Below are 24,933 nucleotides of genomic sequence, written 5' to 3' on the forward strand. Positions count from 1 at the left end.
CATCAAGGGAAAAGCGCGGGACCCGGCTATGACAGGCAACAACACTGCCACGGCTGCGAGGACATTCGCCATCGAAGCCGCGGCAGGTCGTCGGTCTTACTTGCGCGCAGCGCAGGCGTACATGTTGATTTCCATGCCGACCGGCACTTCGACGATCTTCGGAGCTTTCCAGGCCATTCGGGGTCTCCCCAAGGAATTGAGCGCGACATCGCGCGGGGCAAAACCTAGGGCTGCGTCATCCATAGTTCAAGCTTCGATTCGAGTGCCGCGCAGGTCTGTGTCGATTCTTCGCGACTGCATTTCTCTCTCGGGCAAAGCCAGTTCCCTCTTGGTCAAACACGACCCGCAGAGAACCCGCTTGTGCGGCGCACCGCACGTCGAATCGACCCGACCTTAGCCTCGCCGTCAGCAACCCTTGTCGGCCGTCGCTGTGTTCGGCTTGGCACCTTCGGCCCGCTGAGCCGCTGTCGGCTCGCTCTGCATCTGCCGCTGCGCATCCTCGGACGACGCCGGCGTTTCACCGCTTGCGCGATTCATCGTGCTGGTCGGCAGATGCTGGCTGGTGTCGCTCGCTGAACTCGACGAATGGGACTGCGCCGAGCCCACCGTGACGGGACCGGAGCCGGCATCCTTGTCGTTGGCTGCGCTACCGGTGTTGCAGGGGCCTGCGACGGCGACACCAGCGCTCAACGTCAGGATCGCGCATGCAGCAAGGACGGATCGTTTCGTGTTCATCTGCGTCATCTCCTCTGCTCCCGTCGCGCAGCCCCGGTCGCCGGCGGGAATTGCGGAGAGAACAGGCCGGGCAGCCCGATGTTCCGGATGTCGGAGCGGAATTGATCGCGTCCGCCGTCGTCGGGCTTGTTCCCCTTGACGCGCTCAGCGCAACAAGCGCAGCAGCGCGCGGCCGGCGCGCGAGTTCAATTCCTTCGCATCCAGCGTTCCGTCCTTGTCGGGATTTGCTGCATTGAAGCGCTGCTCGACCACCGCCAGGTATTCGTCGAGCGTGAGAGTCCCGTCATGATCAGGATCGGCGGCGGCGAGCTCTTTCGCCGATAACCGCCCGCGCAACTCGCGCGCATCGAGCGTGCCGTCGTGGTCGGGATCGAGCTTGGCGAACAATGCGCTCGCGGCCTTCTTCACCTCGGCGAGATCGAGCGTGCCGTCATTGTCGGTGTCGAACATCTTCACCGCACTGCCGGAAGCCGACCAGGCTGGACCGGACAGCACTGCAATCGTAAGCGCAAGCGCAATCGAGCGACGTGACATCATCGAAACCTCCTGGCCATGAGCCGCGATCCTCGCGGGGCGAAATGACATAAGTCCACAAGCCTGCCCCGGTTCAAGCCCGGAATGCAACCTGCGCACTGCACAACCCGCGGAACCCAGTTGTCGAAACCGGCAGTCCGTGCTCGGCACTGCTTCACGCCGCGGAATTTTTGCAGCGCCTGCACACAAGCGCGGGTCGCTTGTCAGGTTTCCGTAAGGCGCATCCATCGCACCTTCGACTTTCGTATTGACGGGTTTTGCATTCGGGCGGAGTGTTACGTCGCAGCGTCAAAAGGCGCGCATATTGGGAGGAACGGATGAAACGCTTTGCGATGGCCGCGAGCCTCGTCATGCTTGCATCGACATGTGCAAGCGCCCAGACCACCGAGCAACTGGTCAAGGGCGCGACCGATACATCGAACGTTCTCAACTACGGGATGGGCTACAATCTTCAGCGTTTCTCGACGCTGAACCAGATCAACAAGGATACGATCAAGAACCTCGTCCCGGTCTGGAACTACTCCTTCAACGATGATCGCAGCGAGGAATCCCAGCCACTGGTGTACCAGGGCGTGATCTACGTGACCTCCCACAACGCAACCATGGCGGTCGACGCCAAGACCGGCAAGCAGATCTGGAAATCCAAGATCGAATATCCCGCCGAGACGCCGCGCGTCGTCTGCTGCGGCATCATCAACCGCGGCGCCGCGCTCTACGACGGAAAGGTGTTTCGCACCACGCTCGACGCCAACGTGATCGCGCTCGATGCCAAGGATGGCAAGGAGCTGTGGCGGCAGAAGGCCGCCGACATCAAGGAAGGCTATTCGATGACGGTGGCCCCGCTGGTGGCCGACGGTGTCGTCATCACCGGCATCTCCGGCGCAGAATTCGGCACCCGCGGCTTCATCGACGGCTGGGATCCCGCGACGGGCAAGCATCTCTGGCGCACCCATTCGATCCCCTCGCCGGACGAGCCCGGCGGCGACACCTGGAAAGGCGACACCTGGAAGCTCGGCGGCGGCTCGACCTGGATCACCGGCTCCTACGATCCCGAGCTGAACACTGTCTATTGGGGCATCGGCAATCCCGGCCCGTTCAATTCGGCAGTGCGCCCGGGCGACAATCTCTACACCTGCTCCGTGCTGGCGATGGATCCCAAGACCGGCAAGATCAAATGGCACTACCAGTTCTCGCCGAACAATCCGTTCGACTATGACAGCGTGGCCGAGATGGTGCTCGCCGACATGAACGTCGAGGGCAAGCCGACCAAGGTGCTGATGGACGCCAACCGCAACGGCTTCTTCTACGTGCTCGACCGCACCAACGGAAAGCTGCTGGCGGCCAATCCCTACGTGAAGGTGAACTGGGCGACCGGCATCGACATGAAGACGGGCCGGCCGATCGAGACGGACGTCAGCAAGGATGCCCGCGAAGGCAAGAAGGTCGTCGTCTACCCATCGCTGCTCGGTGGCAAGAACTGGGAGCCGATGTCGTTCAATCCGCAGACCGGACTTGCCTATGCCAACACGCTCGCATTCGGCGGTCACTACAAGACCGAGCCGGTGACCTATAAGGCCGGCGAATGGTACCTCGGCATGGATCTGACGGACCTCTGGGACTGGCCCGACGGACCGCGTGGTCACCTCAAGGCGATCGATCCGATGACCGGCAAGGCGAAGTGGGAGGCGCCGAGCGATATCCCGCGCTTCTCCGGCGTGTTGTCGACGGCGGGCGGCGTCGTGTTCACGGGCGCACTGACCGGAGAGTTCGAAGCGTTCGACGCCGACAGCGGCAAGAAGCTCTGGCAGTTCCAGACCGGCTCGGGCATCGAGGGACAACCGATCACATGGCAGCAGGACGGCGTACAATATGTCGCCGTGACCAGCGGCTATGGCGGCGTCTACTCGATCTTCTCGGGCGACGAACGGCTTGCGAGCGTGCCGGCCGGCGGCTCGCTGTGGGTCTTCGCGGTCAAGCAATAACCGCGGCGCGATGCTGAAAGACATATCTCACAAGACGGTGGCGGTCCTCGCCACCGCCGTGGTGCTGACGGTCGCGCTTGCGGCGACCGTTCGTGCCGCGGACGACGCAACCGGCAATCCACTGCAGGCTCAGATCGATCATGGCAAGTCGACCTATGCTTCGAAATGCTCGCACTGCCACGGCCCCAATATGATGAATTCCGGCACCATCACGCCGGACCTGCGCGCCTTTCCCGACGACAAGACGCGCTTCGTCACCACCGTGAAGAACGGCAAGAACAACAAGATGCCGCCTTGGAGCGACATCCTCAGCGACGACGAGATCGGGGACCTCTGGGCCTTCGTCTCGAGCCGGAGAAAGCCGTGAGGGCCTGGCTTGCAGCATGGAGCGTTGGCGCGATTCTCGCGGCGACCACCGCGCATGCGGCCGACGATCCACTCAGGATCTGCCTCGACGAGGACCGGCCGCCGCTCTCGGCGCATCACAGGGGCAAGCCGGATGCCGGCTTCGACGTGCTGTTGGCACAGGCGATCGCGCAGCGGCTGGGGCGACCGCTGGCGATCCAGTGGTTCGAGAGTAAGCTGGATGAGGATTCCAGCCCGCAGCTCGAAGCCAACGCGCTGCTCTCCGACGGGCGCTGCGCGCTGGTCGGCGGCTACGCGCTGACGGCGGATTCCCTCGTCAAGCCCGGCATGAAGACGGCGCGCCTGCCGGACTTTGCCGGCGCCACGCGCGACGACAGGCGCCGCCGCGTCAGCCTTATGTCTATTCACCGATGACGATCCTGCTTGGGCCGAAGGTGCAGGGCCGCAAGATCGGCGACATCGGCGATCTCGCGGGCCTTCGCCTCGCGATCGAGAGCGGCTCGCTCGGCGATGCCATCCTGATGACGTTCGACAAGGGACGCCTGATCGACAGCATCACCCATCTCGTCCCCGGCCGAGACGACCTGCTCGGCGCGCTCCAGCGCGGCGACTATGACGCGACGCTGATCGATCTTGCCCGGTTCGACGCCTATCGCGCCGCACATCCCGACACGGCCGTGACCGCCTCCGGCTATTACTACCCGATCGGCGCCAATCGCGGCTATGTCGGGCTTGCCGGCAACGGCGAGCTGATGGATGCGGTCAACAAGGCGCTGGCGGAGCTTGCGGCCGAGGGCAAGATCGCGGAGCTCGGCAAACAGGCCGGCCTCACCTATCTGCCGCCACGCGAGCCCGCGATCCTGGGTGAGGTCTGGATGAAGATCATTCAGCGGTGAGGTGGCCGTACCCACCGCTGTCATGCCCCGGCTTGATGTTTAGACCGGAGACATGGCTGACACCTGTTCGGACACATCACTGACAGGTTGGCGGTTAGTCAAGCCGGGCGATGACAGCGAGTGCGTGGAAAGGCCGTCGCGCCATACGCAAAGTTTCTGCACCATTCCGTGCTATCATCGGCATTTCATTCGCCGCCTTGGTGCCCCGTGAATTCCCCCACGATTCCTTCCGCCGCGGGCCTGCGCGGTCTCCTCGCCCGCGAGGTCAAGTCCGCCGAGCTCGTGCGCGCGCTGATCGTGGTCGGGCCGATGGTCGCCGCCTATTTCATCGCGCGCGAGACGGCACTGCTCAATCTCGGCCTAGTTGCGGTGTCGCTGCTCATTCCCGCGCTCCGGCAGCACTTTCCGCCGAAAGTCGTCGCCTGGCACTATCTCGCCATCCTCGTCACCTTTGCCGTGCTGTTCTTCGCAGCTCCAGTCAAGCCGCTGTTCGTGGTGCTGACGGCGCTCGCCGGCTTCCTGGCTGTCGCGGGAACGCGCTACGGCGAACATTTTCGCACGCTCGGCAATTGGGTGTTCATCCCCGCCGTCTATCTCGCCTGCGAGGTGCGGGAGGGCGTCAGCGCCTCGGAAGCGCTGCGTCATGCCGGCGTGATCATCGTCTCCTCTCCGATCGCGCTGGCGCTGGTCTGCGCCATCCAGCTTTACGACCAGCGCCGGGGCGGCACTGCAGCGACCTCGTTCGGACCGCCCGCGGCCGAATGGTTTCTGGCCGCGCTCGCGACTGCCATGGCGGTGTTCGCGGCGGCGGCGCTGGTCGAGATCCTGAACCTTGCGCAGGGGCAATGGGTGATGTGGTCGGCCGCGAGCGTCGTGGTCGGCGACCTCACCGCGTCCACCGGCAAGCTGAAGCAGCGGGCGATCGGCGCCGTCGTCGGCGTGCCGCTCGGCTTTCTCGCCGGCCTTGCCCTGCCGCAAAGCCGCGTTGGCTATGCGATCGCGGTGCTCGCGGCCACTCTCACGCTGATCTCGTTCTCCCGCTATGTCGTCGGCTTCGGCCTGCGCTGCTTCTTCATCGCGCTGGCGGCATCCTTCGCCGGCGGCGCCAGCGGCATTGCCGAGGAGCGTATCGTCAACGTGCTGATCGGCGGCACCTTTGGCCTGATTGCGGTGGCGCTGACCGAGATTGTCTGGCTGCGGATGATGCGGAAGGCCTGATTGTCCGGCAGACGGGAGAAAGGTCCGTCCACACCGTCTCGAATGCGCCAATCTGTCTCGCCTCCCGCCCATGATGGCGCCAGCCTGATGCAGTAGGTTCGGCAAAAATCAGGAGGGAATCATGTCCGCCAAATTCGATCGCCGCCACTTCATCGCCGCCGGCAGCGCCGTACTCGCAATGCCCTTTGTCCCGCGCGGCGCCTCGGCACAAGGCACGTGGCCGTCGCGGCAGATCCGCATGATCTGCAGCTACCCGGCCGGCGGGCAGACCGACCTGCTCGCGCGTGCCTATGGCGAATTCATCTCCAAGCAGGTCGGCAAGACCGTCGTCGTCGAGAACAAGCCCGGCGCTTCCGGCGCGATCGGCACGGCGGAAGTCGCCCGCGCCGAGCCTGACGGCCACACCATCCTGTGCTCGATCTCGACCACCTTCATCATGAACCGGGTGGTGATGAAGAATCCCGGCTACGACATGGACAAGGATCTGACGCTGGTCAGCGTCATCCCGGGCGCCGGCCTGCTGCTGATCGCGAACCCCAAGACCGGCGTCAAGACACTGGAGGATTTCGTCGCCTTCGCGCGCAAGAGCGGCAAGGTGAATTTCGGCACCTACAGCGCGGGCTCGGCGCCGCACATGACGATCAACGAGCTCAACAAGCAGTACGGCCTCAACATCGAGCCGGTCCATTATCGCGGCGAGGCGCCGATGTGGACCGGCATGCTGGAAGGCACGCTCGATGCCGCCATGGGCAGCTACACGGCGGCGCAATCGGTCCTGCAAAGCGATCGCGGCACCGTGTTCGCGGTGCATTCGAAGAAGGTCGACGCGATCCCGGCGATCAAGACCCTCCCCGAGCAGGGCGCGACGTCGAAATTCTTCACGGTGAGCGGCTTCTCCGGCTGGGCGGTGCCGAAAGCGACGCCGCAACCGGTCGTCGACCGCCTCGCCGAGCTCTGCGTTGCCGCCAACAGCGATCCGAAGGTGAAGGAGGTTCTCGCGACCTTCGTGCTCGAGCCGGCGATCGGCTTCAAGCAGACCAACGAGCTGTATCAGCGCGAGCTGCCGATCTGGATCGAGAGCGCAAAGTCGCTCGGCCTCGAGCCGGCCTGAAGCACGAACCGCGACACGGCGCCGGTCACTCTTCGGCCCGGCGTCCGACCAAAAGCCTAGTGTCGGAAAACGTACTTTCCCGCTATGATTGTGCGCCGGAAACCCTCGCCAGCGCACACAAGAAGGGCAGATCGCATGACACCGGATGCAGTCGCCGTCGCCGTTATGATCATCCTGCTCTTTCCGATGGGCTATTTCACGCTGGCCTCGCCCGCCTTCCTGCTGGTGAAGCTCGACATCCAGCCCGTCGCTCAATTGCTGCGCGGAATGTTCAATGCGCATTTCCTGGTGATGCGTGTTGCCGGCCTCATCGGAACGGTGGCTCTGCTCCTCGACGGTCGCCTGCTCGCCGCGCTCCTGACCAGCATTCCCTACATGGCGACGACGGCCTGAGCGGCACCGTTATCGCTGGAGCGACCGCGGCGACGACTGTCTAATGCTCGTCTGCGACGGCGCTGGCCTGCTGCGCCTTGTGGATCGAGGACGGCACCACGCCGAAATATTTCCGGAACACGCGGCTGAAATGCGATGAGCTGGAGAAGCCCCAGGAGAACGCGACGTCTGTGATGGTCTTTCCGGCGTGGGCCTCGAGTTCCTGGCGGCAGTTCTGCAAGCGGGCCTGCCAGATGTAGTCGCTCACGGTCGTGCCGCGCTCCGAGAACAGCATGTGCAGATAGCGCTTGGAGCAGCCGAGCTCGGCCGAGATCTGGTCGATGCACAGATCCGGGTCGCGCAGGTGCTCGCGGATGAAGAACTGCGCGCGCACATACATCGCCTCGGGCCCGACGCGATCGAACATCGTGTCGGCTTCGCGCAGCGGCAGCAGCAACAGGTCGATCAGCGAATCGGCGACGCCGACCGCGCTGTTCGCCGACAGCTTGGCCGCCTCGTCGAAGGTTGCATGGACGAAGTCATGAGCGATACGCCCCGTGCCGGTCTTCGCCGACAATTTGCAGGCTGGCATCCGCTGCGACGGGAAGCCGCGATCGCGCAGCAACGATTTGGGCACGATCACGACGTCGTGACGCGTGAAGGCGGGGCTGATGATCGAATGCGGACAGGAGACGTCATAAGCGATGATGTCGCCGGGATTGATTTCGATATGGCGGCCTTCCTGCTCGAAATACGACACGCCGTAGGTCTGGAAGTGGATCTTGATGTACGGGTGTTCATTGGCCTTGGCGCGCGCCAGCGTGTGCGCGATGCGATGCTGGCTCACCTCGATCTGACACAGCTTCAGGCGCGAGACGGAGGTGTAGTCGATGCGGCCTTCGAGCGAGGACGCCTCCAGTGGATCGACGTCGAAATGCCCACACAGGCTCGTGAGCCCGTCGATCCAGCTTTGGATCTGGCGCTTCGGCGTCATTCCGGTCGTCGAGAGCGTGTGAATTGTGTCGGACATTAATCCAGCCACTGGTTTGATCCGGAGATTGGACGCGAATCGCGACCGGCGCTGCCGGAGCCCTCAGCCGTGATTGCGTGACGTTTACCTCGAATTTGAGCGGTCTTTTGCAGCGAGCGCCATCGCCCCATTGCCACCCTTTAAAGTTAATCCTCCGCCTTAGTTGCACCGCCGTCAAGGGGAACCTGAGTGCTGACGGCGCTCCAGAAGCCGCGCGGAAGCCGCTGAATTCGCTACTGCAAAATCAAAATCTTCGCCTCCGTGCGCTGTCGAGCAAACCGCCTTCTCTCTTGGGCAAGTTTCCCGATGACGAAGCCGTTAGGGATTGCGTCAGGAACAACAAGAACGGGCCGCTCCTGCACGTGGACCCGTGGCTCTCATCCAGGAGGAGGAAACAGCACAGCATCGTTTCTGGTCCCAATCGTGACCGCCCTGCACGAGCAGACGCCGGACGAGAAGCCCGGTGATTGATCAATGCTTCGGAAACAATAAACGAGACCAACGGAGGAATAACTATGCGCAAGGTGCTACTGGCGACTTATCTTGGCTCCGCGGCGGCTCTCGCCGTCGGCAGCGCCTCAGCCAATGATGAGCTGATCAAGATGTCGCAGAACCCGAAAGACTGGGTGATGCCGGCGGGCGACTACGCCAATACCCGCTATTCCAAGCTGAACCAGATCAACGCACAAAACGTGGGCAAGCTCCAGGTCGCCTGGACCTTCTCCACCGGCGTGCTGCGCGGCCATGAAGGCGGCCCGCTGATCATCGGCAACGTCATGTACGTCCACACACCGTTCCCGAACAAGGTCTACGCCATTGACCTTTCCAACGAGAACAAGATCATCTGGAAGTACGAGCCGAAGCAGGACCCGAACGTCATCCCGGTGATGTGCTGCGACACGGTTAACCGCGGCCTGTCCTACGGCGACGGCAAGATCATCCTGCATCAGGCCGACACCAACCTCGTCGCGCTCGACGCCAAGACCGGTCAGGTGGCCTGGTCGGCGACGAACGGCAATCCGGCGAAGGGCGAGACCGGCACGTCGGCGGCGCTGGTCGTCAAGGACAAGGTCCTCGTCGGCATCTCCGGCGGCGAGTTCGGCGTGCAGTGCCACGTCACCGCTTACGATCTGAAGAGCGGCAAGCAGGTCTGGCGCGCCTTCTCGGAAGGCCCGGATGACCAGATCAAGGTCGACCCGGCCAAGACGACGTCGCTCGGCAAGCCGGTCGGAGCCGACTCCTCGCTGAAGACCTGGCAAGGCGATCAGTGGAAGATCGGCGGCGGCTGCACCTGGGGCTGGATGTCCTACGATCCCGCTCTGAACCTCGTCTATTACGGGTCGGGCAATCCCTCGACCTGGAATCCGAAGCAGCGTCCGGGCGACAACAAGTGGTCGATGACCATTTTCGCGCGCGACGCCGACACCGGCATGGCCAAGTGGGTCTACCAGATGACGCCCCACGACGAGTGGGACTATGACGGCGTCAACGAGATGATCCTCTCGGATCAGCAGATCAACGGCCAGGCGCGCAAGCTCCTGACCCATTTCGACCGCAACGGTCTCGCCTACACCATGGACCGTGAGAGCGGCGAGCTGCTGGTCGCCGAAAAGTACGATCCGAAGGTGAACTGGACCTCCGGCGTCGACATGGACAAGAACTCGGCGACCTATGGCCGTCCGAAGGTGCTCGACGCAGCTTCGACCGACAAGGCCGGTGAAGACCACAACGTGAAGGGCATCTGCCCGGCCGCGCTCGGCACCAAGGACGAGCAGCCGGCAGCCTACTCGCCGGAAACGCAGCTGTTCTACGTTCCGACCAACCACGTCTGCATGGACTACGAGCCGTTCAAGGTGAGCTACACCGCGGGCCAGCCCTATGTGGGTGCGACGCTCTCGATGTATCCGCCGCAGGGTGAAAGCCACATGGGCAACTTCATCGCCTGGGACGGCAAGACCGGCAAGATCGTCTGGTCGAACAAGGAGCAGTTCTCGGTCTGGTCGGGTGCGCTCGCAACCGCCGGCGGCGTGGTGTTCTACGGCACGCTCGAAGGCTACCTGAAGGCGGTCGACGCCAAGACCGGCAAGGAGCTCTACAAGTTCAAGACTCCCTCCGGCATCATCGGCAACGTCACCACCTATGAGAACGGCGGCAAGCAGTATGTCGCAGTGCTCTCGGGTGTCGGCGGCTGGGCTGGCATCGGTCTGGCAGCTGGTCTGACCGATCCGACCGCCGGTCTCGGCGCAGTCGGCGGCTATGCGGCTCTCAGCAACTACACGGCTCTCGGCGGTACGCTGACCGTGTTCTCGCTGCCCAACTAGGCCCCTCAGCATCGCTCCGGCGCGTGGATCGCTCCACGCGCCGGTTCGTCTCCACCGAACGCCTTCCGAGGAAAAATCTCTTGCGTAAAATCTGCTTTGTCATTGCTGCGATGATCTTCGTTGGGTCCGGAGGAATTGCGATCGCGGACGGTCCGGGCGACCCGACCGCCGTGAAGAAGGAAGACGACGGCAAATGGCTCGATAAGGAAGGAAACCCGACCTACAAGATTTCGGCCGATGGCACCGTGGACTGGTTCACCTACTCCGGCTACCGCCGCTATCACTCCGACTGCCACGTCTGCCATGGCCCCGACGGCATGGGATCCACTTACGCACCGGCGCTGAAGGATTCCGTCAAGACCATGAGCTACGGCGACTTCCTCGGCGTCGTTGCCTCTGGCCGCAAGAACATCTCGACCGCGCAGGAGAACGTCATGCCGGCGTTCGGCGACAACCCGAATGTCGCCTGCTACATGGACGATCTCTACGTCTATCTCCGCGCGCGCTCGACCGAAGCCTGGGGCCGGCAGCGTCCTTCCAAGAAGGAAGAGAAGAACGAGGCCTACACCAAGGCTGAAGACGCCTGCATGGGCAAGAAATGAACGTTACGGAGACTGCCAAGACTACTTCCTGGCGTCTGATGAGAATTTGAGGAGCTACCGATGAAGACACGTGCCGCCGTCGCTTTCGAAGCCAAGAAGCCGCTCGAGATCGTCGAAGTCGATCTGGAAGGACCCAAGGCCGGCGAGGTCCTTGTCGAGATCAAGGCGACGGGCATCTGCCACACCGACGCCTACACGCTCGACGGCTTCGACAGCGAGGGAATCTTCCCCTCGATCCTCGGCCATGAGGGCGCCGGCATCATCCGCGAGATCGGTCCCGGCGTGACCTCGGTGAAGCCGGGCGACCACGTCATTCCGCTCTACACGCCGGAATGCCGGCAGTGCAAAAGCTGCCTGAGCCAGAAGACCAATCTCTGCACCGCGATCCGCGCGACGCAAGGCAAGGGCGTGATGCCCGACGGCACCAGCCGCTTCTCCTACAAGGGCAAGCCGGTCTACCATTACATGGGCTGCTCGACCTTCTCGAACTTCACCGTGCTGCCGGAGATCGCGGTGGCGAAGATCCGCGAGGACGCGCCGTTCGACAAGAGCTGCTACATCGGCTGCGGCGTCACCACCGGCGTCGGCGCCGTCGTCAACACCGCCAAGGTCACGCCGGGCTCCAACGTGGTCGTGTTCGGCCTCGGCGGCATCGGCCTCAACGTGATCCAGGGCGCCAAGATGGCCGGCGCCGACAAGATCATCGGCGTCGACATCAATGACGCCAAGGAGGATTGGGGCCGCCGGTTCGGCATGACCGAGTTCGTCAATCCCAAGAAAGTTACGGGCGACATCGTCCAGCATCTCGTCGGCCTCACCGATGGCGGCGCCGACTACACCTTCGACTGCACCGGCAACACCACCGTGATGCGCCAGGCGCTGGAAGCCTGCCATCGCGGCTGGGGCACCTCGATCATCATCGGCGTCGCCGAATCCGGCAAGGAGATCGCCACCCGCCCGTTCCAGCTCGTCACCGGGCGCAACTGGCGCGGCACCGCCTTCGGCGGCGCGCGCGGCCGCACCGACGTGCCGAAGATCGTCGACTGGTACATGAACGGAAAGATCCAGATCGATCCGATGATCACCCACGTACTCAAGCTCGAAGAGATCAACAAGGGATTTGACCTCATGCACGAGGGCAAATCCATCCGTTCCGTCGTCGTGTACTAGCCCACAGGCATCGCACCCAAGGAGGATCGACCCATGACTGTTGCACTCCATCCCTCGATCGATAACGGCGTCAAACAGGGCAGCGGCAGCTTTGCCGGCGGCACGCTGGTCTGCAAATGCAACGACCACCCGGTCAAGGTCGCGGTGAAGGGCGACGTCGCCCACAACCACGCCTGCGGCTGCACCAAGTGCTGGAAGCCGCAAGGCGCAAACTTCTCGGTCGTGGCCGTAGTGCCGCGCCAGAACGTCACCGTGACCGAGAACGGCGACAAGCTACAGATCGTCGATCCCTCTGCGGTGATCCAGCGCTACGCCTGCAAGGCCTGCGGCACGCACATGTACGGCCGCATCGAGAACAAGGGCCATCCGTTCTACGGCCTCGACTTCATCCATCCCGAGCTGTTCCAGGAGCAGGGCTCGCAGGCGCCGCAATTCGCCGCCTTCGTCTCCTCCGTGATCGAATCGGGCGTGAAGCCGGAGCAGATGGCGGGCATCCGCGCGCGGCTGAAGGAAATCGGGCTCGAGCCCTATGACTGCCTGTCGCCCGCACTGATGGACGCGATCGCGACCCACGTGGCCAAAGCCAAAGCGGCCTGAACGAGGTCGCCTGAACACAGGCCCTGCCCGTCCGCTCACTGGCGTCGACCAACGCCAGCGAGCCGGACGGGCCTGGCCTCGGAACGATCGCGGCGTGCCCCGCCGCCTCTGTACGGCGCGTATGCGTGAGGGCCATTGGCTCCTCAGTCCTGGTCTCTGAATGACTGCGCAGTGCCGCCTGCTTCCTGATTGAAGTCCGCGGACTGCGCTTCTCCCTCCCTCGACTGAGGCATCCTGCTTCGTCCGTGCAGTCTTTTCTCGCGGACGAAGCCTTTTTGGTGCGCCCGCCTGGGAGGCGCGCGGCTTGATGTTGCGCCCTGCTTTTGACAAACCATCGATGCAATCTTTTCCCGGTGAGAACACTCGGCTGTGAACGCCGGGCCGGCGCGATCTCTGCTACGGTCGCGCCGTCACGATGCCGCGCGAAGTTCAATCAATTAAGAACAACACGGGAGGTATCGAGCACATCCAGACATCGCCATTGGCGTAGCTGCCTCCCTCCGGGATTTGCCCGCGCGGGATGACGGCAGATATTTGCCGATACGACGCACGAGCCGCCGCCGATCCAGATCGGCGAATTTGAATTCGACATGCTTATGAAGAGCGAGGGACGATCATGATCAAGGTGAAGATCAACGGCCAGGAACAGAGCTGGGACGGCGACCCGGATCTCCCGCTACTCTGGTTCCTGCGCGACGAGGCCGGGCTCACCGGCACCAAATATGGCTGCGGCCAGGCCCTGTGCGGCGCCTGCACCGTCATCGTCGACAAGGAGGCCGTGCGCGCCTGCATCACGTCGATCAACGACGTCGCCGGACGCGAGGTCACCACGATCGAGGGGCTGCATCCGAACGGCGACCACCCGGTGCAGAAGGCCTGGCGCCAGGTCAACGTGCCCCAATGCGGCTTCTGCCAGGCGGGCCAGATCATGCAGGCCGCGGCGCTGTTGATGGAGAACCCGAAGCCGTCCCACGACCAGATCCGCGAGGCGATGGCCGGAAACATCTGCCGCTGCGGCTGCTATCAGCGCATCGAGAACGCCGTCCATCTCGCATCGACGGGAGTGTGACATGAATTTCATCGACAATCCCGGCAAGCTCCGTGGCTTCGAAAAGAACATCAAGGTCGAGAAGGTCTCGCGCCGCAGCATCCTGAAGGGGCTCGGCATCACCGGCGGGTTCGTGCTCGCCGCACCCGTGATGTCGCGCCAGGCCTTCGCCTACGAAACCGGCGCCGGCAAGATGCCGCATGGCGTCGTGGTTGATCCGCGCGTCTTCGTCGCGGTCGCGCCCGACGGCATCGTCACCATCCTCGCTCACCGTTCCGAGATGGGCACCGGCGTGCGCACCAGTCTGCCGCTGATCGTGGCGGAAGAGATGGAAGCCGACTGGTCCAAGGTGAAGGTGCAGCAGGCCCATGGCGATGAGGTGAAGTTCGGCAACCAGGACACCGACGGCTCGCGCAGCACGCGGCACTACCTGATCCCGATGCGCCAGATCGGCGCCTCCGCCCGCACCATGCTGGAGCAGGCCGCGGCCAAGCGCTGGAACGTGCCGGCGACCGAGGTCAAGGCCGTCAACCACGAGGTCGTCCATAGCGCCAGTGGTCGCAAGCTCGGCTTCGGCGAGCTCGCGGCCGACGCCGCCAAGGAATCGGTGCCTGCTATCGAAGGCCTCAAGCTGAAGGACCCCAAAGACTTCCGCTATCTAGGCAAGGGCCAGGTCGGCATCGTCGATCTCCACGACATCACCACCGGCAAGGCGCAATATGGCGCCGACGTACGCCTGCCCGGCATGAAATATGCCGTGATCGCGCGTCCGCCGGTGACCGGCGGCAAGCTGGTCAAGTTCGAGCCGGACAACGCGCTGAAGATCCCCGGCGTCGAGAAGGTGATGCAGGTGCAGGGCTGGCCATGGCCGTCGAAATTCCAGCCGCTCGGCGGCGTCGCGGTGATCGCGCGCAACACCGGTGCGGCGATCAAGGGCCGTGACGCGCTGAAGCTGACCTGGGACGACGGCGCCAACGGCAAGTACGACTCGGTCGCCTATCGCAAGGAGCTCGAGGAGGCCGCGCGCAAGCCGGGACTCGTCGTGCGCCAGGAGGGCGATGCCGACACCGCGCTGAAGAGCGCCGACAAGGTCATCGTCGGCGAATATTATCTGCCGCACCTTGCCCATGTCAGCATGGAGCCGCCGGTGGCGGTCGCCGACGTCAAGGGCGACAAGGCGGAGATCTGGGCGCGGTGCAGAGCCCCGGCGGCACCCGCGAGGATGTCGCCAAGACGCTCGGCATCCCCGAGGGCAACGTCACCGTCAACGTGACGCTGCTCGGCGGCGGTTTCGGCCGCAAATCGAAATGCGATTTTGCGCTCGAGGCTGCCCTCCTCTCGAAAGAACTGGGCGCGCCCGTGAAGGTGCAATGGACGCGTGAGGACGATCTTCATCACGACTTCCTGCACACCGTCTCGGTGGAACGCATCGAGGCGGGGCTCGACAAGAGCGGCAAGGTGGTCGCATGGCGCCATCGCAGCGTGGCACCGACGATCGCTTCGACCTTCGCCGCCGGCGCCAATCACGCGGCTCCCTTCGAGCTCGGCATGGGCCTTGTCGACATGCCGTTCGAGATCGCCAACATCACCTGCGAGAATCCGGAAGCTGCGGCGTTCACCCGTATCGGCTGGTTCCGCTCGGTCTCGAACATTCCGCGCGCGTTCGCGGTGCAGTCGATGGTCGGCGAGATCGCGGCTGCGACCGGCCGCGACCAGAAGGAGACGCTGCTCGCGCTGATCGGCAGCCCGCGCATCGTCAAGCCGGCGGTGAAGGATCTGTGGAACTATGGCGAGCCCTTCGACAGCTATCCGATCGACACCGCGCGCCTGCGCAAGGTGGTCGAGCTGGTCGCCGAGAAGGGTGAATGGGGCCGCCAGGTGCCCAAGGGCCACGGCCTCGGCATCGCGGTCCACCGCAGCTTCGTCAGCTACATCGCGACCATCGTCGAGGTGGCCGTCGACGAGAAGGGCAAGCTGACGGTGCCGCGGGTCGACACCGCGATCGATTGCGGCACCTATGTCAATCCCGAGCGCATCGCCTCGCAGATCGAAGGCGCGGCGATCATGGGGTTGAGCCTTGCCAAATACGGCGAGGTCACCTTCAAGGACGGCAAGGTGGAGCAGAAGAACTTTGACGACTTCCAGGTCATCCGGATGGATGAATCTCCTGTGGTCACCAACGTCTACATCGTTCCGCCCGGACCCGACACGCCGCCGAGCGGCGTCGGCGAGCCCGGCGTTCCCCCGTTCGCACCGGCGATGATGAACGCGATCTTCGCCGCGACCGGAAAGCGCATCCGCAACCTTCCGCTCGGCAAGCAACTCGAAACCTAGGGCATGATCCGGAAAAGTGCGTAGCGGTTTTCCGAAAGATCATGCTCAAACAATAACCTAAAGCGCGATGGTGATTCATCTTCATCCCATCGCGCTTTAGGGCGGGGAACACAAGGCGGCCTCGCGCCGTTTCCATCGATCTGACAGGAGCAGATCGATGACCAACATCTCAAAGGCGCTCGCAGTCTCGTTGCTGTCGGGCGCTTTTTTCATGACCACGGGCGCGTTCGCCCAAAGCAACACGACGCCCCCGACCACGGCGACGCGCCCCACCGCGCCCGACCAGAACTCACTTCCCAATGCGACCGCCCCGCCGCCTTCGACCACCCAGACCACCGGGCAGCACAATCCGGATCCGAAGGTTCGGGAGATGAACCAGAAGGAAAAGGACAAGGTGGACAGGCAGGGGAAGTAGTTATCTGACGGCTGCGCATGGATGTGCCCTCTCCCCTTGCGGGAGAGGGCCGCGACGCTGGGAGATACAACCTTGCTTGGGTGAAGGGTCTGTTCCTGCGAACTCATCTCACAATGAGTGCGCGCGGAGACATACCCCTCATCCGGCGCCATACGCCGAAGCTTTGCTTCGGCGTTCCTGAGAACGGCGGCCGAAGGCCGCCTACGCCACCTTCTCCCGCAAGGGGAGAAGGATCGACAACAATCCGCACCGCCAAGCAAAATGCGGCGGACGTTGCCGTCCGCCGCATTCTCCACCCCCCTGCTGCTCCGCTTTCGTCGATCCGCCGCGGAGCTATTTCTTCAGCGCGAACACCCAGATCACGCCGCCCTGCGGCACGTTGGACTCGATGCCGATATTATTGGTGGCGAGCGCATCCTGGATGCGCTGCGCGTCGACGCCCCACCCGGACTGGATCGCGACATATTGGGTGCCGTCGACCTCATAGGACACCGGCATGCCCATGATGCCGGAGTTGGTCTTCTGCTCCCACAAGAGCTCGCCGGTCTTGGCGTTGAAGGCGCGGAAGTTGCGGTCGTTGGTGCCGCCGGCGAAGACGAGATCACCCGCGGTCGCCGTCACCGAGCCGAACAACTGCGATTTCGGGAAGTTGTGCTGCCAGACCTTCTTGCCCGTGGTCGGATCCCAAGCCTGGAGCTCGCCGAAATGATCGGCGCCGGGCTTCGCCTTCAGGCCGATGTCCTCCGGCTTGGTGCCGAGCCAGAGCTCACCCGGCTTGAGCGGGAGCTTCTCGCCGGTGAAGCCGCCGCAGAAATTCTCGTTGGCCGGCACATAGACGAGACCCGTCTTCTGGCTGTAGGCCGCCGACGGCCAATCCTTGCCGCCCCATAGCGACGGACAGAACTCGACGCGCTTGCCGATGACCGGCTTGTGGTCGGGATCGACGATCGGCTTGCCGGTCTCCGCATCGATGCCCTTCCAGACGTCGGTGGAGACGAACGGCCAGCCGGCGACGTAGTTGATCTTGGTCGGTGTGCGCTCGAGCACCCAGAAGATCGCGTCGCGGCCGGGATGGACCAGGCTCTTGATGTTGCGGCCATCGCGTTGCAGGTCGATCAGGATCGGCGCCTCGACCTCGTCCCAGTCCCAGGAATCGTTCTGGTGGTACTGGTGATAGGTCTTGATCTTGCCGGTGCCGGGATCGAGCGCGAGCACCGACGAGGTGTAGAGATTGTCGCCGGGATGCATCTCGCCGGGCCACGGCGCGGCATTGCCGACACCCCAATAGATCGTCTTGGTGTCCTTGTCGTAATTGCCGGTCATCCAGGCCGAGCCGCCGCCGTTCTTCCAGTCGTCGCCCTGCCAGGTGTCATGACCGGGCTCGCCCTCGCCGGGAATGGTGAAGGTCCGCCACAGCTCCTTGCCGTCCTTGGCATCGAAGGCAGCGACATAGCCGCGCACGCCGAACTCGCCGCCGGAGCCGCCGACGATGACCTTGCCGTCGACGATCAGCGGCATCAGGGTCATGTACTGACCCTTCTTGTAATCCTGCACCTTGGTGTCCCACACCACCTTGCCGGTCTTGGCGTCGAGCGCGACGACATGGTCGTCGGTGGTGGCGAGATAAAGCTTGTCCTCCCAGAGGCCGACGCCGCGGCTGGTCGGATGCAGCTGGAACAGATCGTCTGGGAGCTGCCGCTTGTAGCGCCAGTATTCGTCGCCGGTCTTCGCGTTGAGCGCGATCACCTGCCCCATCGGGGTTGCCACGAACATCACGCCGTTGTTGACGATCGGCGGCGCCTCGTGGCCTTCGACGACGCCGGTGGCGAAGGTCCAGACCGGCGTGAGATTCTTGACGTTCGAGGTGTTGATCTGGTCGAGCGGGCTATAGCCCTGGCCGTCATAGGTGCGGCGATAGAGCATCCAGTTGCCGGCTTCCGGATTTTCCAGGCGCTGCTGGGTGACTGGCGCGTAGCTCTCGATCGGGCCGGCAATTGCAGCGGTCGAGACAAGACAAGTGAAGGCGACGAAGCCGGACAGGTACCATTGCTTTCTGGTGGTCGACGTTTTCATGGACGTTCCCCTTTTTCATCCGCTTGAATTCTTGTTCTGAATTCTTGTCGTTCGTCCCGTCGTCCGCCCCTCGGCGGATGCGGCCTCTCGTGACGCGGGCATAACCCGCAGCGTCCATCATCCTGGCTGCGCGCCACCTACCTTTCCGATGAAATTGCCGGCGACGCTGAGCGAGCCGGCGGCGAGCGCCAGCGGCAGCGCGGCGAGCCGTCGCGGCGCCGGCCCGAACACGACCTGCGCGCCCTCGCGAGGATCGTATTCCGAATTGTGGCACATGCACTTGAACACGTCCTTGTCGCCGACATCGCTCTTGACCCAGGCGGTGACGGGACAGCCGGCATGCGAGCAGATCGCCGAATAGGCGAGGATGCCGTCGACCGCACGCGCGCGGGTCTTCTCGTCGAGCTCGGCGGGATCGAGCCGGATGATCAGGATCTCGTTGAGGCGCGAGGCGCTGCGCACGACCGATGTCTTGGGGTCCTTCGGCCAGGCATGCACCGGCGGTCCGCCCGCCGGCAGATCGGCTGCGGTGATGAGCTTTCCCTCCTGGTCTCCTTCGGAGAAGACGAGCACGTCGCCGTTTTGCGGACGCTCGTCGGAGCCAGGCGGATCCTCACCCGCGCGCGCCCGTGTGGAGCAGCCGAGACACGCGGTGCTGGCGAGTGCGCCGAGCAGGATCGCCCGTCGAGTCTGCTCCGTGCACGCGTCAGCTTCGGGGTCCGCAATCGTCTCGGAGAATGAGGAATGGGTGTTGAACGGTGCGCTCGCCATGCCCGCTAGCAGGCGCTGGAACTCTGCCGAAAACAAGGCGAAGGATTGGCGCCGCAGTGCATCAATATGTCTTTGCTCGCTTTGATTGAGCAAGAGTGAACGCGTTCGCGCGCGTTTTCGCGAGTTCTACGTCACACCGCGCGAACGGCATGATGATTTTGCAGATCAGACCGATGATGCTGGAATTGGTGCGACGCGCCATTGCGCGAAGCGAACTTGCGCGTTTCTCAGGCAGGCATTTTGTATGTCAGGACCTCAGCGCGTGACGCGGCGAAGCGATGCGGCCCGCGATGGTGGCCGAAGCCATTTCAAAGCTGTCGGCGATACGCCGCGCCTTGTCGATGAACAGCGCAGCCGCCGGCGGCGGACAGACTTCGCGCGCAGTCTGCTCGAACAGATCGAGCCAGCGGTCGAAATGATCGCCAACCAGACTCAGCGGCATATGCGCTCGCATCGGCGAGCCATGATAGCGGCCGCTCATCAGCACGACCGACGACCAGAAATCCTTGAGCTTGGCGAGGTGCTCGTCCCAATTCTGCACGATCGCGAACACCGGCCCGAGCAGCGCGTCCTCGCGCACGCGTCCGTAGAAACGGGTGACGAGTTCCCCGATCATCTCCTCGGTGATTCCGGTGCGCTCGATCGCATCCTGGGTCAACAGGCTCCGCCGCGCGGCCGCCGCCTCGCGCTCGGCCTTCAGTCGATCCGACATGTTTTTTGCTATCCGCTTTCGTTGTTCCCGCGACGCCGCCCGTTCGACATTGTCGGGCCATTTGCGCGCGGCGTCTTTGTCGCAGCGCAAATTGCGGGGATCGGGCGGCGGACGCGAAAGGCCCGCCGCCTGCACCATGATCAGGTGCCGTAAGTGTAAAAGCCCTGCCCGGTCTTGCGGCCGAGATGGCCGGCGTCGACCATTTCCTTGAGCAAGGGGGCCGGACGGTATTTAGGATCGTTGAAGCCCTTATAAAAGACCTCCATCACCGAGAGCATGGTGTCGAGGCCGACGAGATCGGCCAGCGCCAGCGGTCCGATCGGATGGTTGCAGCCGAGCTTCATGCCGGCGTCGATCTCTTCCGCCGTTGCGATCCCTTCCTGCAGCGCGAAGATCGCCTCGTTGATCATCGGGCACAGGATGCGGTTGACGGCGAAGCCCGGGCTGTTCTTGGCCGTGATCGCCACCTTGCCGACGCGCTGGGCGAAATCGAGCGCCTTGGCGTGAGTGTCGTCGGAGGTCTGCAAGCCGCGGATGAGTTCCAGCAGCGCCATCACCGGAACCGGATTGAAGAAATGCATGCCGATGAAACGATCGGGACGATCGGTCGCGGCGGCCAGCTTGGTGATCGAGATCGACGAGGTGTTGGTTGCCACCAGGGTGCGCGGCGACAGCGTGGCGCAGAGGTCCTTCAAGATCTTGACCTTGAGCTCCTCGTTCTCGGTCGCCGCTTCGATGACGAGGTCGCAGTCGGAGAGCTTGGCGCGATCGGTGGTGCCTGTGATGCGCTTGAGTGCAGCCTCGCGATCGGCGGCCGAGATCTTCTCCTTCTTGACCAGGCGCTCGAGGCTGCCGCCGACGGTCGAAAGCCCGCGGTTCACCGCCGCATCCGAAATGTCGACCATCACGACCGAAAGCCCGGCCGCGGCGCAAACCTGCGCGATGCCGTTCCCCATGGTACCTGCCCCGATGATGCCAACGGTCTGGATCATTGCCTCACATCCTTCATCCTTGCGGGGCGTGCCGGTACGGCCCGGCCCCAATTGTTTCTGCATCAGGGTCTAGCACCGCCACCGGGCGGGGGCGACCTGATCATGCCCCTTCCTTAAAGCATCCGAAGCGGGAATAAAGCCGCCATTCGGCCGCAAAACGGCATGATTTGGCGGTCTGGCAGGCGGTTTTCCCGAATCTGCGCGTGCTCTACCCCCAGCGCCTTGCAGCGGGGCGGCTGGACCCGGCCCGTTCGGACCACCTTGATCTACATCAATCGGACGATGCGGAGCTCGCTGACGGTGTGCTGTAATTGATGCGCAATGGCCAGTGCGAATGCTTCGCGACGCCATTGTGACATAGCCCACATCAGCCTCGTGCCCCACCTGTTAGCGTCGCGCACATGACAAAACATATTGCACTTCCCATCGTCCTCGCCGCTCTGCTGGTCGCCACGCAGAGCCTGGCTGCCGAGACCAAGGGAGCCGGCTCAACCTTCGTTTCGCCCGTGATGGCGAAATGGATCGACGCGTATAGGTCGAAGACCGGAAACATTGTCAGCTACCAAGCCGTCGGCTCGAGCATCGGCGTCGGCCTGATCAAGAAGGAAGCCGTCGATTTCGGCGCCAGTGACATGCCGCTCGATCCCAAGGAGCTGGACAAGCTCGGCATGATGCAATTCCCGATCGTTATCGGGGGCGTCGTGCCGGTGGTCAATATCGACGGCGTCAAGCCCGGCCAGATCCGCTTCACCGGGCCCATGCTCGCCGACATCTATCTCGGCAAGCTCAGATCCTGGAACGATCCGGCCATTCGCGCCATCAATCCCGACATCAAGCTGCCGAACACGGCGATCACGGTGGTCCATCGCGTCGACGGATCCGGCACGACGTTCAACTGGTCGAACTATCTCGCGAAGGTCAGCCCGCAATGGAAGACGAGCGTCGGCGAAGGCACCTCGGTCGAATGGCCGCTGGGCCTCGGCGGCAGGGGCAATGACGGCGTCGCCTCGCTGGTCAGCCTCGTTCCGGGCGCGATCGGCTACCTCGAATACACCTACGCGCTGCAGCGGCTCGATCGAATCTCATTCGGTGTCGTGCAGAACAGCGCCGGCAATTTCGTCGTCCCTGACGCCGCCTCGTTCCAGGCGGCGGCCTCGAGCGCGGACTGGAAGGCGGAGAAGGATTTCCATCTCGTGCTCACCAATGCGCCGGGCGAAGACGCCTATCCGATCACGGCGACGACCTTCGTGCTGATGCCGAAGATGCCGAAATCACAGGAGCGTTCCGCAGCCGCGATCGACTTCGTCCGCTGGTCGCTGGAGAACGGCAAGTCGCAGGCCGAGACGCTCAACTACGTCCCCCTGCCCGCCGCCCTGATCGATCAGATCGAGCGCTACTGGCAGCAGAACTTTGAAGCGCAGACGGTCTCCGCAGCGGCCAGCGTGAAACGTTGAGGCCCAAAGGGCCGGCCGTCAGGTCGAGATCGGGGCATGCTCGCCCCGATCTCGATTGACAGACACCCGATATTTCCATAATCGTTGAAATATGGAAAAGACAGATGCCGTCGCGGCACTCGCCGCGCTCGCCCAGGACAACCGTCTCGATGTCTTCCGCCTGCTGGTGCAGGCCGGCCCGAACGGCATGGCGGCGGGCGCGATCGCCGAGGCGCTGGATCTCGCCCCCAACACGCTGACATTCCACTTCGACCGGCTGCGGATGGCGGGGCTTGCGACCGTCCGGCGCGAGGGGCGCTCGATGATCTATGCGGCGCGGTTCGAGACCATGAACGCGCTCGTCGGCTTCCTCACCGAAAACTGCTGCGGCGGAGCGTCATGCGCTCCGGCGGCGCCTGCGACATCCGCGCGAAAGCGCAGCAAAGTGCCAACCTGAAGGGACAGACCATGAAGCGCCTGCACGTTCACGTCTCCGTCGAGGATCTCTCCCGCTCGATCGAGTTCTACTCCGCCCTGTTCGCAAGCGAGCCTTCGGTCGTGAAAGCCGACTATGCCAAATGGATGCTTGAAGACCCGCGCGTAAATTTTGCCATCTCGACACGCGGACGCGCGGCAGGCCTCGACCATCTCGGCATCCAGGTCGAGACCGGCGAGGAGCTGCAAGAGGTCTATGCACGCCTGCGCCAGGCCGGCGGCGACATCATCGAACAGGGGCAGACCACCTGCTGCTATGCCAAGTCGGAAAAATCCTGGATCGACGATCCCGCCGGCATCGCCTGGGAAACCTTCCACACCACGGGCGAGAGCACCGATTACGGCGACGGCAGCGGCGAGAACCGGGCGCGGGTCGCGCACGAGAAGCAACAGACGCAGTCGGCTTGCTGCGCGCCGCAGGCGGCGCCGACGGCCTCAAAGGCGTGCTGCTGAGCGCGGAGGTTCTCGAATGGACGCGATCATCTACCACAATCCCGATTGCGGCACGTCGCGCAACACGCTTGCGATGATCCGGAACGCCGGCATCGAACCGCACGTGATCGAATATCTGAAGTCGCCACCGTCGCGCGCGCTGTTGCAGCAGTTGATCGCGCGCATGGGAATTTCGGTACGCGAGGCGGTTCGCGAGAAGGCGCCGCCTTACGCGGAGCTCGGGCTCGGCAATACGGCGCTGACCGACGAGCAACTGCTCGACGCGATGATGGCGCACCCGATCCTGATCAATCGTCCGATCGTGGTGACGCCGAAAGGCGTGAAGCTCTGCCGCCCCTCCGAACTGGTGCTCGATCTGCTGCCGGCGCAGCACGGCGAATTCGTCAAAGAAGATGGCGAGCGCGTCAGGCTGGATCGCGGCGCCTGATGCCAGGGCTTGCACAGCGCGCCTTCGCCGAGTGGCTCGGAACGGCGTTCCTGCTCGCAGCCGTCGTCGGCTCCGGGATCATGGCGCAGAGACTCTCAGGCGGAAACGTCGCGCTGGCGCTGCTGTGCAATACCATCGCCACCGGCGCTGTCCTCGTCGTGCTGATCCTGATGTTCGCCCCGATATCGGGTGCGCATTTCAATCCGGCGGTGACGCTGGCATTCGCTTTGCGCGGCGAGGTACCATGGACCGACGCTATTGCCTATCTCGCCGCCCAGATCGCCGGCGCAATCGCGGGCGTGGGGCTCGCGCATCTGATGTTCGAGCTTCCACTCCTCCAGCTGTCGCTCACGGAACGCAGCGGCGCCGGACAATGGTTGGCCGAGGCCGTCGCCACCTTCGGCCTGCTATCGACGATCCTTGGCGTCGGCTATCGGACCCCAGCGGCCGTTCCTTACGCGGTCGGCCTCTATATCACCTCGGCCTACTGGTTCACGTCGTCGACATCGTTCGCCAATCCCGCCGTTACCATCGCCCGCTCGCTATCTGATACGTTCGCAGGGATCGCCCCTTGGGGCGTTCCAGCTTTCATCACCGCTCAACTCATCGGGGCCGGCCTTGCCGTTCTGCTGGCACGCTGGCTCTGGGCCGGAGCCCCTGAAACGTGGAGCGCTCCTCAGCTCCCGTCCGGCGGGCCTGATAACCAGGCCTCAAATTCATTTCCTGAGATGAATCGCGTTTCCAAATCGCTTCCCGCGGGTATTCTGTGCATGTCGACAAGACCAGCAGAGACCGATCCGTGACGCGATCACGTCGCTTCGACATCGATGATTCCGAGGCATTCCG

At 63.7% G+C, this 24,933-nt stretch carries 23 protein-coding genes and 3 pseudogenes; 18 read left to right on the forward strand and 8 right to left on the reverse strand.

Annotation, left to right across the window (positions count from 1 at the left end; all coding sequences use genetic code 11):
- Positions 1–96: 96 nt before the first annotated feature.
- The 3 genes from pqqA to FOM02_RS16685 all read right to left on the reverse strand — a co-directional run bounded on the left by pqqA (position 97) and on the right by FOM02_RS16685 (position 1,272).
- Complete coding sequence (gene pqqA / locus FOM02_RS16675; RefSeq protein ID WP_012029362.1) at positions 97–177, reverse strand: pyrroloquinoline quinone precursor peptide PqqA; 81 nt, start codon at positions 175–177, stop codon at positions 97–99.
- 228 nt (positions 178–405) lie between these two features.
- Positions 406–735, reverse strand: coding sequence for a hypothetical protein (locus tag FOM02_RS16680; protein ID WP_027562367.1), 330 nt, complete (start codon positions 733–735; stop codon positions 406–408).
- Positions 736–879: 144 nt separating this feature from the next.
- A complete protein-coding gene (locus FOM02_RS16685; protein ID WP_027562366.1) occupies positions 880–1,272 on the reverse strand; it encodes an EF-hand domain-containing protein in 393 nt (130 codons plus the stop codon).
- A gap of 314 nt (positions 1,273–1,586) precedes the next feature.
- Here FOM02_RS16685 and FOM02_RS16690 point away from each other — a divergent pair, with 314 nt between their 5' ends.
- The 6 genes and pseudogenes from FOM02_RS16690 to FOM02_RS16715 form a co-directional block, all read left to right on the forward strand.
- Positions 1,587–3,251 (forward strand): methanol/ethanol family PQQ-dependent dehydrogenase, encoded by a 1,665-nt coding sequence (locus FOM02_RS16690; RefSeq protein WP_027562365.1) that lies wholly within the window; start codon positions 1,587–1,589, stop codon positions 3,249–3,251.
- Between the two features lie 10 nt (positions 3,252–3,261).
- Positions 3,262–3,618, forward strand: coding sequence for a c-type cytochrome (locus tag FOM02_RS16695; protein WP_027562364.1), 357 nt, complete (start codon positions 3,262–3,264; stop codon positions 3,616–3,618).
- Positions 3,615–4,513: pseudogene (locus tag FOM02_RS16700) on the forward strand (substrate-binding periplasmic protein). The gene FOM02_RS16695 and the pseudogene FOM02_RS16700 overlap by 4 nt, the downstream one beginning before the upstream one ends.
- Positions 4,514–4,720: 207 nt before the next feature.
- The gene (locus FOM02_RS16705; protein ID WP_027562362.1) at positions 4,721–5,731 is read left to right on the forward strand and encodes an FUSC family protein; all 1,011 of its coding nucleotides are present in this window, start codon (positions 4,721–4,723) and stop codon (positions 5,729–5,731) included.
- Between the two features lie 121 nt (positions 5,732–5,852).
- Positions 5,853–6,842 carry a Bug family tripartite tricarboxylate transporter substrate binding protein gene (locus tag FOM02_RS16710; RefSeq protein WP_027562361.1) on the forward strand — a complete coding sequence of 330 codons (990 nt, stop codon included), beginning with the start codon at positions 5,853–5,855 and terminating at the stop codon, positions 6,840–6,842.
- 135 nt (positions 6,843–6,977) lie between these two features.
- Positions 6,978–7,199, forward strand: a pseudogene (locus FOM02_RS16715) (hypothetical protein); the annotation flags it as partial.
- Positions 7,200–7,275: 76 nt separating this feature from the next.
- Here FOM02_RS16715 and FOM02_RS16720 read toward each other — a convergent pair.
- Positions 7,276–8,244, reverse strand: coding sequence for a helix-turn-helix domain-containing protein (locus tag FOM02_RS16720; protein ID WP_027562359.1), 969 nt, complete (start codon positions 8,242–8,244; stop codon positions 7,276–7,278).
- Between the two features lie 515 nt (positions 8,245–8,759).
- On the opposite strand from FOM02_RS16720, the gene xoxF5 reads away from it, so the two are divergent.
- From xoxF5 to FOM02_RS16755, 7 genes and pseudogenes are all read left to right on the forward strand, one after another.
- Complete coding sequence (gene xoxF5, locus FOM02_RS16725; RefSeq protein WP_027562358.1) at positions 8,760–10,565, forward strand: lanthanide-dependent methanol dehydrogenase XoxF5; 1,806 nt, start codon at positions 8,760–8,762, stop codon at positions 10,563–10,565.
- A 110-nt stretch (positions 10,566–10,675) separates the two neighbouring features.
- Positions 10,676–11,167, forward strand: a complete 492-nt coding sequence (locus tag FOM02_RS16730; RefSeq protein WP_027562357.1) for a c-type cytochrome, methanol metabolism-related — start codon at positions 10,676–10,678, stop codon at positions 11,165–11,167.
- A gap of 60 nt (positions 11,168–11,227) precedes the next feature.
- A complete protein-coding gene (locus FOM02_RS16735) occupies positions 11,228–12,337 on the forward strand; it encodes an S-(hydroxymethyl)glutathione dehydrogenase/class III alcohol dehydrogenase (protein ID WP_027562356.1) in 1,110 nt (369 codons plus the stop codon).
- Between the two features lie 33 nt (positions 12,338–12,370).
- On the forward strand, positions 12,371–12,934 hold the full coding sequence (gene gfa, locus FOM02_RS16740) for an S-(hydroxymethyl)glutathione synthase (protein ID WP_027562355.1): 564 nt from the start codon (positions 12,371–12,373) through the stop codon (positions 12,932–12,934).
- A gap of 616 nt (positions 12,935–13,550) precedes the next feature.
- The gene (locus FOM02_RS16745; RefSeq protein ID WP_027562354.1) at positions 13,551–14,003 is read left to right on the forward strand and encodes a (2Fe-2S)-binding protein; all 453 of its coding nucleotides are present in this window, start codon (positions 13,551–13,553) and stop codon (positions 14,001–14,003) included.
- Position 14,004: 1 nt separating this feature from the next.
- A pseudogene (locus FOM02_RS16750) lies at positions 14,005–16,316 on the forward strand (molybdopterin cofactor-binding domain-containing protein).
- Between the two features lie 157 nt (positions 16,317–16,473).
- Entirely contained in the window at positions 16,474–16,731 is a 258-nt protein-coding gene (locus tag FOM02_RS16755) for a hypothetical protein (RefSeq protein WP_027562352.1), read from the forward strand.
- Positions 16,732–17,064: 333 nt separating this feature from the next.
- Here FOM02_RS16755 and FOM02_RS16760 read toward each other — a convergent pair whose 3' ends face one another.
- The 4 genes from FOM02_RS16760 to FOM02_RS16775 all read right to left on the reverse strand — a co-directional run bounded on the left by FOM02_RS16760 (position 17,065) and on the right by FOM02_RS16775 (position 21,279).
- Positions 17,065–18,804: a methanol/ethanol family PQQ-dependent dehydrogenase gene (locus tag FOM02_RS16760; RefSeq protein WP_027562351.1), complete on the reverse strand. Its 1,740-nt coding sequence runs from the start codon at positions 18,802–18,804 to the stop codon at positions 17,065–17,067.
- A 117-nt stretch (positions 18,805–18,921) separates the two neighbouring features.
- Entirely contained in the window at positions 18,922–19,575 is a 654-nt protein-coding gene (locus FOM02_RS16765; protein WP_027562350.1) for a ubiquinol-cytochrome c reductase iron-sulfur subunit, read from the reverse strand.
- Positions 19,576–19,822: 247 nt separating this feature from the next.
- Positions 19,823–20,287 carry a group III truncated hemoglobin gene (locus FOM02_RS16770; protein ID WP_035730946.1) on the reverse strand — a complete coding sequence of 155 codons (465 nt, stop codon included), beginning with the start codon at positions 20,285–20,287 and terminating at the stop codon, positions 19,823–19,825.
- A 140-nt stretch (positions 20,288–20,427) separates the two neighbouring features.
- Positions 20,428–21,279 (reverse strand): 3-hydroxybutyryl-CoA dehydrogenase, encoded by an 852-nt coding sequence (locus FOM02_RS16775; protein ID WP_027562348.1) that lies wholly within the window; start codon positions 21,277–21,279, stop codon positions 20,428–20,430.
- Positions 21,280–21,680: 401 nt separating this feature from the next.
- Here FOM02_RS16775 and pstS point away from each other — a divergent pair, with 401 nt between their 5' ends.
- From pstS to FOM02_RS16800, 5 genes are all read left to right on the forward strand, one after another.
- Complete coding sequence (pstS, locus tag FOM02_RS16780) at positions 21,681–22,733, forward strand: phosphate ABC transporter substrate-binding protein PstS (protein ID WP_027562347.1); 1,053 nt, start codon at positions 21,681–21,683, stop codon at positions 22,731–22,733.
- A gap of 91 nt (positions 22,734–22,824) precedes the next feature.
- Positions 22,825–23,169: an ArsR/SmtB family transcription factor gene (locus FOM02_RS16785; RefSeq protein WP_027562346.1), complete on the forward strand. Its 345-nt coding sequence runs from the start codon at positions 22,825–22,827 to the stop codon at positions 23,167–23,169.
- An 11-nt stretch (positions 23,170–23,180) separates the two neighbouring features.
- On the forward strand, positions 23,181–23,660 hold the full coding sequence (locus FOM02_RS16790) for an ArsI/CadI family heavy metal resistance metalloenzyme (RefSeq protein WP_027562345.1): 480 nt from the start codon (positions 23,181–23,183) through the stop codon (positions 23,658–23,660).
- A 16-nt stretch (positions 23,661–23,676) separates the two neighbouring features.
- Entirely contained in the window at positions 23,677–24,087 is a 411-nt protein-coding gene (gene arsC, locus FOM02_RS16795; RefSeq protein WP_027562344.1) for an arsenate reductase (glutaredoxin), read from the forward strand.
- Entirely contained in the window at positions 24,087–24,890 is an 804-nt protein-coding gene (locus FOM02_RS16800; protein WP_084334712.1) for an aquaporin, read from the forward strand. The genes arsC and FOM02_RS16800 overlap by 1 nt, the downstream gene beginning before the upstream one ends.
- Positions 24,891–24,933: the final 43 nt, after the last annotated feature.

This window comes from Bradyrhizobium sp. SEMIA (assembly GCF_014844175.1).
GTDB classification, from domain to species: Bacteria; Pseudomonadota; Alphaproteobacteria; order Rhizobiales; family Xanthobacteraceae; genus Bradyrhizobium; species Bradyrhizobium arachidis.

Bases quoted from the DNA above. Each gene is read 5' to 3' on its own strand.
- FOM02_RS16690 (WP_027562365.1), top strand. From the start codon at position 1,587: ATGAAACGCTTTGCGATGGCCGCGAGCCTCGTCATGCTTGCATCGACA.
- FOM02_RS16800 (WP_084334712.1), top strand. From the start codon at position 24,087: ATGCCAGGGCTTGCACAGCGCGCCTTCGCCGAGTGGCTCGGAACGGCG.
- FOM02_RS16695 (WP_027562364.1), top strand. From the start codon at position 3,262: ATGCTGAAAGACATATCTCACAAGACGGTGGCGGTCCTCGCCACCGCC.
- FOM02_RS16760 (WP_027562351.1), bottom strand. From the start codon at position 18,804: ATGAAAACGTCGACCACCAGAAAGCAATGGTACCTGTCCGGCTTCGTC.
- FOM02_RS16775 (WP_027562348.1), bottom strand. From the start codon at position 21,279: ATGATCCAGACCGTTGGCATCATCGGGGCAGGTACCATGGGGAACGGC.
- pstS (WP_027562347.1), top strand. From the start codon at position 21,681: ATGACAAAACATATTGCACTTCCCATCGTCCTCGCCGCTCTGCTGGTC.
- FOM02_RS16720 (WP_027562359.1), bottom strand. From the start codon at position 8,244: ATGTCCGACACAATTCACACGCTCTCGACGACCGGAATGACGCCGAAG.
- FOM02_RS16770 (WP_035730946.1), bottom strand. From the start codon at position 20,287: ATGTCGGATCGACTGAAGGCCGAGCGCGAGGCGGCGGCCGCGCGGCGG.
- FOM02_RS16785 (WP_027562346.1), top strand. From the start codon at position 22,825: ATGGAAAAGACAGATGCCGTCGCGGCACTCGCCGCGCTCGCCCAGGAC.
- FOM02_RS16755 (WP_027562352.1), top strand. From the start codon at position 16,474: ATGACCAACATCTCAAAGGCGCTCGCAGTCTCGTTGCTGTCGGGCGCT.
- FOM02_RS16710 (WP_027562361.1), top strand. From the start codon at position 5,853: ATGTCCGCCAAATTCGATCGCCGCCACTTCATCGCCGCCGGCAGCGCC.
- arsC (WP_027562344.1), top strand. From the start codon at position 23,677: ATGGACGCGATCATCTACCACAATCCCGATTGCGGCACGTCGCGCAAC.
- gfa (WP_027562355.1), top strand. From the start codon at position 12,371: ATGACTGTTGCACTCCATCCCTCGATCGATAACGGCGTCAAACAGGGC.
- FOM02_RS16685 (WP_027562366.1), bottom strand. From the start codon at position 1,272: ATGATGTCACGTCGCTCGATTGCGCTTGCGCTTACGATTGCAGTGCTG.
- xoxF5 (WP_027562358.1), top strand. From the start codon at position 8,760: ATGCGCAAGGTGCTACTGGCGACTTATCTTGGCTCCGCGGCGGCTCTC.
- FOM02_RS16745 (WP_027562354.1), top strand. From the start codon at position 13,551: ATGATCAAGGTGAAGATCAACGGCCAGGAACAGAGCTGGGACGGCGAC.
- FOM02_RS16765 (WP_027562350.1), bottom strand. From the start codon at position 19,575: ATGGCGAGCGCACCGTTCAACACCCATTCCTCATTCTCCGAGACGATT.
- FOM02_RS16730 (WP_027562357.1), top strand. From the start codon at position 10,676: ATGATCTTCGTTGGGTCCGGAGGAATTGCGATCGCGGACGGTCCGGGC.
- pqqA (WP_012029362.1), bottom strand. From the start codon at position 177: ATGGCCTGGAAAGCTCCGAAGATCGTCGAAGTGCCGGTCGGCATGGAA.
- FOM02_RS16680 (WP_027562367.1), bottom strand. From the start codon at position 735: ATGAACACGAAACGATCCGTCCTTGCTGCATGCGCGATCCTGACGTTG.
- FOM02_RS16735 (WP_027562356.1), top strand. From the start codon at position 11,228: ATGAAGACACGTGCCGCCGTCGCTTTCGAAGCCAAGAAGCCGCTCGAG.
- FOM02_RS16790 (WP_027562345.1), top strand. From the start codon at position 23,181: ATGAAGCGCCTGCACGTTCACGTCTCCGTCGAGGATCTCTCCCGCTCG.